8 protein-coding genes are annotated in these 12297 nt (G+C 69.1%); 3 read left to right on the plus strand and 5 right to left on the minus strand.

Annotated elements, in window-relative coordinates; genetic code table 11:
* Positions 1-135: 135 nt before the first annotated feature.
* The 3 genes from ACXMYJ_RS15200 to ACXMYJ_RS15210 all read right to left on the minus strand — a co-directional run bounded on the left by ACXMYJ_RS15200 (position 136) and on the right by ACXMYJ_RS15210 (position 7704).
* A complete protein-coding gene (locus tag ACXMYJ_RS15200) occupies positions 136-3561 on the minus strand; it encodes a BTAD domain-containing putative transcriptional regulator (RefSeq protein ID WP_460357315.1) in 3426 nt (1141 codons plus the stop codon).
* A 12-nt stretch (positions 3562-3573) separates the two neighbouring features.
* Positions 3574-6594, minus strand: a complete 3021-nt coding sequence (locus tag ACXMYJ_RS15205) for a UPF0182 family protein (protein ID WP_460357318.1) — start codon at positions 6592-6594, stop codon at positions 3574-3576.
* An 87-nt stretch (positions 6595-6681) separates the two neighbouring features.
* The gene (locus tag ACXMYJ_RS15210; RefSeq protein ID WP_443187806.1) at positions 6682-7704 is read right to left on the minus strand and encodes a YlbL family protein; all 1023 of its coding nucleotides are present in this window, start codon (positions 7702-7704) and stop codon (positions 6682-6684) included.
* 113 nt (positions 7705-7817) lie between these two features.
* On the opposite strand from ACXMYJ_RS15210, the gene ACXMYJ_RS15215 reads away from it, so the two are divergent.
* From ACXMYJ_RS15215 to ACXMYJ_RS15225, 3 genes are all read left to right on the plus strand, one after another.
* Positions 7818-9224 carry a zinc-dependent metalloprotease gene (locus ACXMYJ_RS15215; RefSeq protein ID WP_460357321.1) on the plus strand — a complete coding sequence of 469 codons (1407 nt, stop codon included), beginning with the start codon at positions 7818-7820 and terminating at the stop codon, positions 9222-9224.
* 249 nt (positions 9225-9473) lie between these two features.
* Positions 9474-10292, plus strand: a complete 819-nt coding sequence (locus ACXMYJ_RS15220) for a cyclodehydratase (RefSeq protein WP_460357324.1) — start codon at positions 9474-9476, stop codon at positions 10290-10292.
* Positions 10293-10334: 42 nt separating this feature from the next.
* A complete protein-coding gene (locus tag ACXMYJ_RS15225; RefSeq protein ID WP_460357327.1) occupies positions 10335-11672 on the plus strand; it encodes a macrolide-binding ATPase MABP-1 in 1338 nt (445 codons plus the stop codon).
* Positions 11673-11692: 20 nt separating this feature from the next.
* Here ACXMYJ_RS15225 and ACXMYJ_RS15230 read toward each other — a convergent pair whose 3' ends face one another.
* Together ACXMYJ_RS15230 and ACXMYJ_RS15235 are read right to left on the minus strand one after the other, a co-directional pair.
* Positions 11693-11968, minus strand: a complete 276-nt coding sequence (locus ACXMYJ_RS15230) for a WhiB family transcriptional regulator (RefSeq protein WP_260757767.1) — start codon at positions 11966-11968, stop codon at positions 11693-11695.
* 131 nt (positions 11969-12099) lie between these two features.
* Positions 12100-12273, minus strand: coding sequence for a hypothetical protein (locus ACXMYJ_RS15235; protein ID WP_443187802.1), 174 nt, complete (start codon positions 12271-12273; stop codon positions 12100-12102).
* Positions 12274-12297 lie beyond the last annotated feature (24 nt).

A 12297-nucleotide genomic window follows, 5' to 3' on the forward strand; every position in this document is an offset into this window, starting at 1 on the left:
GACCAACCCATCGTCCTCTCCGGCCTGCCTGAGGGCAATGGCCGCGGCAGCCGCGCGCTCGCGAAAGCGCCACCACGGTCGCGGATCCGGCGCGGGAACTACCGTGAAGGCGCTTTCGCGACAAACCGGGGGCGTTCAGCCCAGCCGCGACGCCGCGGCCGCCACCGCCGCCATACCGACCTCGGCGGCCTCTGCCGCCAGCGCCGCGGCGGACGCCGCCCGCCCGGGCGACGGGTCGGTCAGCTCGCACTCCAGCAGGCGGCAGCGCAGCAGCGCGGGGACGCCGGCGGTGCGCTCGGCGATGCCGCGGGCCACCGCCAGATCCTCGAGCGCGCCCGCCCTGTTGCCGCGCAACGCGCGCAGGCGTGCGGTCGCCAGCGCCACCGGCCCGGCCATCCCGACCTGTCCGATCACCGCAATCCGGTCGCGATACGGGTCCAGCTGGGCCAGAAGAGGTTCGGCGAACTCCCTCAGATCGTGGTCGGCGGCCAGATGTGCCAGCAGCGCATGATGGCCCAGCGTCGTCCAGATATGGGCCCGGTCGGTATTCCGCGCCCACTGCCTCAAGGTGGCCAGCGCTTCGGCACGGGCTTGCGAGCCGGTCAGCAAGGTCAGCACCCCGGTCCGGACCACGCCGACCATGCCCAGGCCGCCGGCCTGCCGAGCGTTCAAGTCCGTCCAGCTGGGGTCGACGGGTCCGCCGCGCTCGCGCAGCAGGGTCGCCCGCGCCAGCAGTCCGCTGCCCGCCTCGTACAGTTCGGTCTGCTCGTGCACGTGCGCCGCGATCGCATGGTGCCGTTCGGCTTCGGCGAAGTCTCCCTGCCACACCGCCAGCACCGCCTCCATCCACCGCAACTGCGCGCGCAGTACCGGCAGCTGCAGCTCCTCACTACCGGCGATACCGGCCTGCACATGGCGCCGGGTGCCCTCGACGTCGCCGAGGTTCATCGCCGCCATCGTCGCCACCGAATGCGCGATCACCGCGTCTTCGCGGGACCTGGTGTGCCTCAATGAGTTCAGACGTTCCGCCCACTCCAGCGACTGGGTGCTCAGCGTCGCCACCCCGGAGAAGGTGATCAGCCGGCCGGTCAGGACGTCGGCGATGACATCCGGATCGCCGGTGGCTTCGGCCAGTCGCTCAGCCCGGTCGAGCAGTTCGGGCGCGACCGTCGCGTCGGGGTGGTAGCAGTGCCCCACGGCCAGCGCTGAGAGCACCCGCGCCGCCGAGGCCGGATCGCCCTCCGACAGCGTCGCCGCCCGCGCCAGCAAGGTCAGCAGCTCTCCGGGGTCGTTTCCCGGTGCCAGCCAAGGCCATCCGCCGCTGGCCCGCAACAGCGCGCTCGCCACGCGCCCGGCACTCGCGGCCCGACCGGTGCGCAACGCCTCCCCGAGGTAACGCTGCACGCTGTCGAGCACCAACTGGCCGCGACCGGCCCGCGAATGCGCCTCCAGCAGTTCGACGGTCAGCCCGTCCCGCTGCGCATCGTCGCGTTCGGACACCGGAAGACGGTCGTAGGCGTCCAGTGCCGCCTGCCACCATCGGGCGGCGATATCCGAGCTCCACTGCGCAGTGGCGTGTTCGGCCGCCACTCGGCAGGCCTGCACCACCGTCGCGGGCTCCGCCAGCGGTTGCGCCGCCACCAGGTGCTGCGCGCGCCAGGTCGGCGCATCCGGCAGCGCGCTGTCGGCGAGCACGTCGGCGACCTTGGCGTGCAGCCGCTGTCGACGCAGCGCCGGCATCCCGGTCAGCAATTGCTCGCGCAGCAGGCCGTGGGCGAACACGTATCCGTCACCGGTGTGGGAGGTGACGATGATCCGTTCGTCGGCGGCCTCGTCGAGATAGTCGGCGAGGGTGTCCAGATCCAGCGCCGTGGCCTGTGCCAGTAGCGGGACGGTGACGGAGTCGAGGACGTCGGCGATGACCGCGGCGGTGCGCAGCACCTGCATCACCGCCGGATCCAGCGCGGCCAGCCGGCGGTCCAGCACCGAGCGCACGGCGTGCGGAATCTCGCTGCCCGCGCGCTCTTCTCGGGGCAGGCGCGCATACTCGGAGACGAAGAACGGGTTGCCGCCGGTGCGGTCGGCGAGTTCAGCGGCCTCGGCGGCGGTGACGGCCTCCTCGGCGACCTCGTTGGCCAGCGTGGCGACGTCCTCCGACGACAGCGCCGGCACCTCGATGAGCCGATTGTCCTTGCCCCGTGCGACGGTGCTGAGCAATCGCGCGACCTCCGGCGTGTGCTCACCGTCGCGCACCGTGACGATCACCAGGATGGGGTGGTCGCGCAGGGCCCCTGCGATGTAGGCCAGACAGGCCGCCGAGGTGGTGTCGGACCACTGCACGTCATCGACGACGACGGCCAGCAGTCGCGGCGCGGATTCGAGCAGCCGCTGAATGCGTTCGTAGACGAGGAATCTCGCGGTGTCGGGGTCGGCATGCGGCGGGATCTCGAGCACCTCGTCGGCATCGGCCCCCAACGCCCGGACCAGGTGACGCATCGGCCACCACGGCGGGGTACCACGCTCGTCGGGGCAGTTGACCCACACCACGTCGCCGCCGTCGGCGTCGACGAGCCCGGCGATCTCCTCGGCGAGCCTCGTCTTGCCGATGCCCGGTGGACCCGACAGCACCAGCCAGCGAGTCGCCCCGGCGGTGACCCGCGCCAACATCTCCGCCGCCGTTGCCAATTCGCGGTCACGCCCAACCAACGGGGCGCGGTGCGGCGGGGCGTCGGCCACAACCGCCGACACCGTCGTCACCTCCGGCTGCGGCAACGTCGTCGCGCCCGTCCACTCCGGCGAGCGAGGCCAGCCGGTGAGCTCGGGCGCCTGTCGCAGCACCGCGGTGTGCAGTTCCCGGAGCTCGGAGCCGGGGTCCAGGCCGAGTTCATCGGCCAGCAACCGCGCATGCCGGGCGTAGACCTCCAGCGCCTCGGGTGCGCGCCCGGCGCGGTAGAGCGCCAGCATGTGCAGCCGGCAGCCCCGGTCGGCCAGCGGATCGAGTTCGCGCAGCCGCAACACCTCGGTCAGCGCGGCAGGCACCTTGCCCAACGCCAGCAGCGCCGTCACCTTGCAGGTCACGCATTCGGTGCGCATCTCGGCGATCCGGGCGGCGTCCTCGCGCACCCAGTCGGCGTCGGCCATGTCTTCGAGCAGCTCGCCCCGCACCAGGCTCAGCGCGGCATCGGCCTCGGACAGCGCCTCCTCCCACCGCTCCCCCTCGATGGCGGCGCTCGCGCGGGCGCACGTCGCGGCCAACACCCCGACGGCGACCTCGTCGGGGCCGACGTCGAGGTAATAGCCCGGCGGCTGACGCACGATGGGCGACGCCATCTGCGAATCGCGCAGCGCCCGGCGCAGATTCGAGATGTACACCTGCAGGCTGGCCGTCACGCTGGCCGGAAGGTCATCTCCCCATACCGCGTGAGCGAGCCGGTCGGTGGACACCACCCGACCCTGCGCCAGCAGCAGGGCGGCAAGCACCGCCCGCTGCTTGCGCGGACCGACATCGATCGGGCTCCCCCCGTGGACCACCTGCAGTGGCCCGAGCAACCGATAGCGCACCGGCGTCGATGGTCAGTTGGCCGACTGGTATTCGCTCACCGCGTCGTCGAGGCGTTCCAGCGCCTCGCCGAACTGCGCGAAGTCACCGCTGCGCTGAGCTTCCCGCAGCGCGTCCAGCGCCGCGTTGACATTCTGCAGCGCAGTGGCTTTCGCCGCGGACAGCTGGGTCGGACCGCTCGGCGGCACCGCCGCCGGCACCTCCGGCTGTTGCGGCGCCGGCGCCTGACCTGGACGGTTCGGCTGCGCCGCGGGCGGCTGCTGATTGTTGTTGGCCTGCGGCCTCTCGGGTGCCTGCCCGGCGGGCGGTTCGGTCGCCGCCGGCCCGGTCGCGGTGGCGTCCGCGCCGGGGCCGAACAGGTCGGTCAGCGCGTCACGCACCGTCGGTCCGTAACCGATCTGGTCGTTGTACATCATCGCGACGCGGATCAGACGCGGGTACGACGACGCGGCGTCCGTGGATCCCGGCGACGCGTACACCGGTGCGACATAGAGCAACCCGCCTTGCCCGATCGGCAGCGTGAGCAGGTTGCCCCACCGGATCCGGTTCTGGTTGTCGCGGCCGATGACACCGAGGTCCTGGCTGACCGCGGTGTCGGTGCTGATCGCGTTGAACGCCAGCTTCGGACCGTTGACCTGCCCGGGAATCGTCAGCACCGTGAGCCTGCCGTACGTCTCGGGATCCGAGCTGGCGCTGATGTAGGCCGCGAGGAAGTCGCGACGGAACCGGTTCATTGCACTGGTCAGCTGGAAGGACGCCGAATTGCTGTTCTGCGCAAGGTCTTTGGCAACGATGTAGTACGGCGGCTGGTAGCTGCTGGCGGTCGGGTTCGGGTCCAGCGGGACGTCCCAGAAGTCCGACGTCGAGAAGAACGTCACCGGGTCGTCCACGTGGTACTTGGCCAGCAGCGCGCGCTGCACCTTGAACAGGTCCTCGGGATAGCGCAGGTGCTCCTGCAGCTCCGGGGAGATCGCGCTCTTGGGTTGGACGGTGTCCGGGAACACCTTCATCCACGCCTGCAGCACCGGGTCCTGCTCATCCTGGGCGTACAGGGTCACGGTGCCGTCGTAGGCGTCGACGGTGGCCTTCACCGAGTTACGGATGTAGGACACCTGCTTGTCGGGTTGCAGCCGGTTCAGCGCCACCTCGTTGGAGTCGGTGGTCGCCGAGGACAGCGACATCAGCTCCGAGTACGGGTAGTTGTCCAGCGTGGTGTAGCCGTCGACAATCCACACGATGCGCTCGTTGACGATCGCCGGATAGATGGCGGTGTCGGTGGTCAGCCACGGCGCCACCGCCTCCACCCGCATGGCCGGATCGCGGTTGAACAGGATCTTGCTGTTCTCGTTGATCACGTTGGAGAACAGGAAGTTGCGTTCGGCGTACTTCGCGGCGAACACGCTGCGGGTCAGCCAGTTGCCGATCGGGACACCGCCGCTGCCGGCGTAGGTGTAGTTGCGGGTGGCGGTGTTGGTCTCGTAGTCGTACTCGCGCGGGGCGCCGTTCTCGCCGACGATCGCATAATCGGCGGCGGTGTTGGCGATCACCGGGCCGAAGTAGATACGCGGCTGGGCCAGCGGGGCCGGGCCGGGTGAGACCACCTCGCCGTTGGGACCCACGACGCTGGCCAGGAACTCCGGGTAGCCGCCGTTCTGGTTGGGGTCGTTGGCGATTCCGCGCACCGTGTTGGCCGGTGAGGCGATGAACCCGTTGCCGTGGGTGTACACGGTGTGCCGGTTGATCCAGTCGCGCTGGTTGTCGATCAGGCGGTCGGGGTTCAGCTCGCGCGCGGCGACCACGTAGTCGCGCAGGTTGCCACCCTCGTCGCGGTAACGGTCCATGTTCAGCTGGTCGGGGAAGTAGTAGAAGTTCTTGCCCTGCTGGAACTGGGTGAACGCCGGGCTGACGATGTTCGGGTCGAGCACCCGGATGTTCGACGTGGTGGCCCGGTCGGCGGCCACCTGCTGCGCGGTGGCGGCGGCGTTGCCCGGATAGTCGCGGTATTCCACCGCTTCGTCGGTCAGACCGTACGCCTGTCTGGTCGCCGCGATGCTGCGGCTGATGTATTCACTTTCCTTCTGCGCGGCGTTGGGACGCACGCTGATCTGCTCGACGACCAACGGCCAGCCCGCGCCGACGATCAGCGACGACAACAGCAGCAGCACCACACCGATCGCCGGGATGCGCAGGTCGCGCAGCACGATCGCGGAGAACACCGCGGCCGCGCAGATCACCGCGATCGCCATCAGGATCAGCTTGGCCGGCAGCACCGCGTTGATATCGGTGTAGCCGGCGCCGGTGAACGGTTTGCCTCCGCGGGTGTGGCTGAGCAGTTCATACCGGTCGAACCAGTAGGCGACCGCCTTGAGCAGCATCAGGATGCCGACCAGCGTGATCAGTTGGATACGGGCCGCTCGGCTCAGGGCGCCGCTGCGGCCGGCCAGCCGGATACCGCCGAACAGGTAGTGGCCCAACAGGTTCGCGATGAACGCCAGGAACGTCGCAGCGAACAGGTAGGTCAGCACCAGCCGATAGAACGGAAGATCGAACGCGTAGAAGCCGAGGTCGATGCCGAACTGCGGGTCGGCGACGCCGAAGCTGCCGCCGTGCAGGAACAGCTGCACCTGCTGCCAGTAGTTCTGAGCGATCAGGCCGGCGAGCAGGCCGATCACGACCGGCACGCCAACCCCGACCAGACGCAGCCGCGCCATCACCGCGGTGCGGTAGCGGGCGACCGGGTCGTTGGGGCCGGCGGTCGGCACGAACACCGGCCGGGTGCGGTAGGCCAGCGCCAGCGCCGCGAACACGACACCGCCGATGACCAACGCGACGGCCAGGAAGATGACCAGCCTGGTCACGATCTGGGTGGTGAACACCGACCGATAACCGAGCTCGCCGAACCACAACCAGTCGACATAGGTGTCGATGAGCCGCGGGCCCAGCAGCAACAACACCACCACGACCATCGCGATGGCGATCAGAACCCGGCTTCGTCGGGTCAGACTCGGCATTTTCGCCGCGGGCCGCATCCCCACTCGTTACTCCACTCTCGGAAATTCCCAGCAGATCTTCAGGTGTGACAACTTAGACATCACTCTACGCACCGGCCCTGTGCCCGTGATTCAGCAGCGGGGGGGTTCACCACCAGCGGAAAGCGTGCGCATACCGTCGATCGCATGCTCCAGAGTGTCCACCTTGAGCAGCTCGATGCCGTCGGCGTCGGCGGTCTTGGCTTCGGCGCAGTTGTCGGCGGGCACCAGGAACGCGGTGGCGCCGGCATCCCGGGCGGCGGCGATCTTGTGGGTGATGCCGCCGATGGAGCCGACCTTGCCGTCACCGCTGATGGTGCCGGTGCCCGCGACGAACTTGCCGCCGTTGACGTCGCCGGTGGTCAGCTTGTCTACCACGGCCAGGCTGAACATCAGCCCTGCTGACGGTCCGCCGATGTTGGCGAGATTGAAGTCGATGGCGAACGGCGCCCAGGGCGCGTCGAGCACGTTGACCCCGAGGAAGCCCTGGGCGCGTTCGGGGTGGGAACCCAGCGTGATCTCGGTGCTGCCCATCGGCGCGTTCTTGCGGCGATAGTCGACGACAATGGTGTCCCCCGGCTTGGTGTCCTTGAGCAGCCCCTGGAACTGCTCCAGCGTCGCCACCGGGATGTTGTTGACCCCGTCGATGGCGTCACCGGCCTGCAGCTTGCCCTTCGAAGGGCCGTCCTCGTCGATGCTCTCCACGGTGACGGCCATCGGGTACTTCAGGTACTGCAACGCGGCGTACTCGGCGCTGTCCTCGGACTGGCGGAAGTCCTTGGTGTTCGCCTCGTCGATCTCTTCCCTGGTCTTGTCCGGCGGATACACCAGCTCGCGCGGGACGAGTTGATCGCGGCCCGAGGCCCAGAAGATCAGCGCCTGACCGAGCGTCAGACCGTCCCGCTGGGCCACCGTGGTCATGTTCAGGTGCCCGGAGGTCTTGTGAACGTCGGCGCCCTCGATCGCGACGACCTCCTTGCCGTCGACCTCCCCGAGCGTGTCGAAGGTCGGCCCCGGGCCGAGCGCGACGTAGGGCACGGTCACCACGGTCAGCAACACCCCGAAGATCAGGATGGGCACCAGCGCGACGACCAGCGTGGAAATCCGCCTGTTCACGCCGCCCACAGTAAAGGTCGGCGACCGCGGCCGGCCGCGAAGACCACCCCGGTTCACTCTCAGCGTGACCCGGCCACCCGCACGCTGCGTCCCGGGTGAGTACCGTTGAGGGCATGGCTGACCTGCCTTTCGGCTTCTCCGCCGGGGACGACCCCGACCGCGACAAACCCAAGAAGGACCCCAACTCGGGTGGGGACCCGTTCGGCGGCGCCTTCCCCGGCGGCGAGTTCGACATGTCGCAGCTGGGCCAGATCTTCTCCAAACTCGGCGAGATGTTCAGCGGGGCAGGCACGTCGATGGCGGGCGGCAAGTCCGCCGGCCCGGTCAACTACGACCTGGCCCGCCAGCTGGCGTCCAGCTCGATCGGTTTCGTCGCGCCCGTGCCGGAACAGACCGCGTCCGCGATCACCGACGCGGTGCGGCTCGCCGAGACCTGGCTCGACGGTGTCACCCCGCTGCCCGCGGGCACCGTCCGCACGGCGGCGTGGACACCGACCGACTGGATCGACAACACCATGGAGACCTGGAAGCGGTTGTGCGATCCGGTGGCCGAGCAGATCTCGACGGTGTGGGCGCAGGCCCTGCCCGAGGAGGCCAAGGCGATGGCCGGGCCGCTGCTGTCGATGATGTCGCAGATGGGCGGGATGGCGTTCGGCTCACAGCTCGGTCAGGCGCTGGGCACGCTGTCGAAGGAGGTGCTGACCTCCACCGACATCGGTCTTCCGTTGGGCCCCAAGGGAGTCGCCGCGCTGATGCCCGAGGCGGTGGAGTCGCTGGCCGAGGGACTGGAGCAGCCGCGCAGCGAGATCGTCACGTTCCTGGCCGCGCGGGAGGCGGCCCACCACCGGCTGTTCAGCCATGTGCCGTGGCTGTCCACCCAGCTGCTCAACGCCGTGGAGGCGTTCGCCAAGGGCACCAAGATCGACATGTCCGGGATCGAGGAGTTCGCGCGCGGTTTCAACCCGGCGTCGCTGACCGATCCGTCCGAAATGGAGCAGCTGCTCAACCAGGGCATCTTCGAGCCGAAGGCCACCCCGGAGCAGACCGCGGCGCTGGAACGGCTGGAGACCACCCTCGCGCTGATCGAGGGTTGGGTGCAGACCGTGGTGTCCGATGCGCTCGGAGACCGCATCCCCGGGACGTTGGCGCTGTCTGAGATGCTGCGCCGCCGGCGTGCGACCGGAGGGCCGGCCGAGCAGACGTTCGCCACCCTGGTGGGCCTGGAACTGCGTCCCCGCAAGATGCGCGAGGCCGCCGACCTGTGGCGCAGGCTCACCGAGGCCGTCGGCGCCGACGCCCGCGACAGTGTGTGGCAGCACCCCGACCTGCTGCCCAGTGCCGCGGACCTCGACGAGCCGGCCGCCTTCATCGACCGGATGATCGGCGGGGACACCAGTGACATCGACAGCGCGATCGAGCAGGCTTTCGGCGAGGCGCTTTCCGGGGGACAGGACGAGGGTCCCCGCGAAGAAACCGGCGACGGCGGACGTGACGAGGGGCGCGACGACCCGAAGGCCTGACACCCTCTACCCGTCCGCCCCTGGTCGAAGTCACAACCGTCACAAATTTCCACGCTCTGCAGGGAAAGTCCGAGTAGACCCCTGAAAAACGCGGATAGTTGTGGCTCTTGGGGCTGGTGTGCCCCTCCGACGAGGTGGGTGATCCGTAGCCCATGCGTTCTCGCCGGCTGGGCCAGGGCGACCTCGCGGGTGAGGCCGGCCCTGTGGATAACTGCGCCCGCCGACGTCGCGCCATGACACTGTCAATGCATGACGCGGTACGCGCTGAGCACCGCCACCCCGGTGCTGTCCCGTCCAGACGGCACCGTGCAGGTCGGGTGGGATCCGCGGCGCGCGGTCATCGTGCACCCGCCCACCGGGCTGTCCGCCGCGGTCCTGGCCGAATTGCTGCGGGCGCTGCAGGGTGCGGCGACCGCGCCGGAGCTGCAGAGGCTGGCCGCCGGTCGAGGCGTGGCCGAAACCGTCGTCGCGGGTCTTCTCAGCCATCTCGTCGACCGCGGCGTCGTCACCGCTGCCCCGGCCGACGCCCGCGCGGCCTCGGTGCGGGTGCACGGCGACGGCCCGTTGACCGATCTGCTCACCGCATCGCTTCGCTGCTCGAATGTGCGGGTCAGCCTCAGCAGCCGGACCCACGCCTCGACCACGCAGGTCGATCTGGTGGTGCTGGCCGACTACCTGGTCGCCGATCCGCGGGTCGTGCGTGAACTGCACGACGGGGGTGTGGCGCACCTGCCGGTGCGGGTGCGCGACGGCACCGGGCTGATCGGGCCGCTGGTGATTCCCGGCGCCACCAGCTGCCTGCGCTGCGCGGACCTGCACCGCAGTGACCGTGACGCCGCCTGGCCCGCCGTCGCCGCGCAGCTGTGCCGCACAGTCGGCAGCGCGGACCGGGCCACGTTGCTGGCCACCGCCGCGCTTGCGCTCCACGAGATCGACCACGTCATCCGCGCGGTGCGCGGTGAGCGCGCCGACAGCCCCGCGACCCTGGACACCACACTGGAGTTCGAGGTGACCAGTGGATCGGTGACTGCGCGTCGCTGGTCGCGGCATCCGGACTGCGCATGCTGACATCGCGCGTTGCCAAGTCGTTGGTCGAAGTTCAGCGCCGTCATGGATGATGGACCGGTGAGTGAGATCAAGCGCGGGCGCGCGGCGCGCAACGCGAAGTTGGCGTCGCTGCCCGTCGGTATGGCAGGACGTGCCGCGCTCGGCATCGGCAAGCGGTTGACCGGCAAGTCGAAAGACGAGGTCAACGCCGAGCTGATGGACAAGGCGGCGCAGCAACTGTTCACCGTGCTCGGCGAGCTCAAGGGTGGCGCGATGAAGGTCGGCCAGGCCCTGTCGGTGATGGAAGCCGCCATTCCCGAGCAGTACGGCAAGCCCTACCGGGAGGCACTGACCAAGCTGCAGCGCGAGGCGCCACCACTGCCGGCCGCCAAGGTGCACCGGGTTCTCGACCAGCAGCTGGGCACCAAGTGGCGGGAACGCTTCCAGTCCTTCGATGACAAGTCGGTGGCATCGGCCAGCATCGGCCAGGTGCACAAGGCCGTCTGGTCCGACGGCCGCGAGGTCGCGGTCAAGATTCAGTACCCCGGCGCCGACGAGGCGTTGCGCGCCGACCTCAAGACCATGCAGCGCATGGTCAGTGTGCTCAAGCAGCTTTCCCCCGGCGCCGACGTGCAGGGGGTGGTCGACGAGCTGATCGAACGTACCGAGATGGAGCTCGACTACCGACTGGAGGCCGACAACCAGCGCGCGTTCGCGAAGGCCTACGAGGGCGACCTGCATTTCGTCGTGCCGCACGTGGTCGCCAGCGCGCCCAAAGTCGTCATTCAGGAGTGGATCGAGGGCATCCCGCTGTCGCAGATCATCCGGGAGGGAACTCAGGAGCAGCGCGACCTGATGGCCACCCGGCTGTTCGAGTTCTGCGACGACGCACCGACGCGGCTCGGGATGGTGCACGGCGACGCCCACCCCGGGAACTTCATGCTGCTGCCCGACGACAAGATGGGCGTCATCGACTTCGGCGCCGTCGCCCCGATGCCCGGCGGCTGGCCCGTCGAGCTCGGCCAGATCCTGCGCTACGCGGTGGACAAGAACTACGACATGTTGCTGCCCACCATGGAGAAGGCCGGCTTCATCCAGAAGGGTCAGCGGGTCTCCACCCGCGAGATCGACGACATGCTCAAGCAATACGTCGAACCGCTGGAGGTGCCGGTGTTCCACTACACCCGGCGGTGGTTGCAGAAGATGACCGCCCTGGAGCTGGACAAAGCTGCCGGCCAGATCAAAACGGCCCGGCAGATGGACATCCCGCCGAAGCTGGCGATCCCGATGCGGGTGATCGCATCCATCGTCGCGATCTCCTGCCAGCTCGACGCGCACGTCGACACCCGGCGTATCGCCATGGAGAAGGTGCCCGGATTCGCCGACCCCGACGCGGTGTGAGCGCCGGGGCCGACTGAATCTCACGCGGCCACAGTTTCTTTGGCGTCCTTTCGGGGCCGTCCGCGGGGCCGCTTGCGCGCGATGACCGCACCCCGGTCGAGGATCTCACCACCCCAGACGCCCCACGGCTCCTGACGCTGCAGCGCAGCGTTGAGGCATTCGCGCCGGATCGGGCAGTCCGCACACAGCCCCTTGGCCCGTTCCAGATCCTGGGGATCCTCGGCGAACCACAGATCGGGGTCCTCGACATGACACGGCACCGTTAACTTCGTCTTCTCGCATGTCGGCGAAGACATGTCGCTCCTCTGCTTCCTGGTCGTTGGTGCTGTCTGTGCTGTGAACTTCTCGGGGATCTGCGACCAGAAACGACGAAGGCCACGGATCCGTGATTGCGGGTCCGTGGCCTGGTTGGCGGTTGGGGGCTTACCTAGAGGTGGCCCCCCACGGACGCAATCGCACCGGCGGCGGCGCGGCGCTTACGCGGCGCGGCGGCGACGGCTGCGGCGGTGATGGGATGAGCGGGACGTGCCCAGAACTGGGCAGGGAGGGTCCGCGACATGGCGGCAGCTACGCCGGCAACCGTGAAAACGTTGCTGTTCATGATGGGCACCCTCCTCTCGCACAA

Source organism: Mycobacterium sp. ZZG (assembly GCF_054786995.1).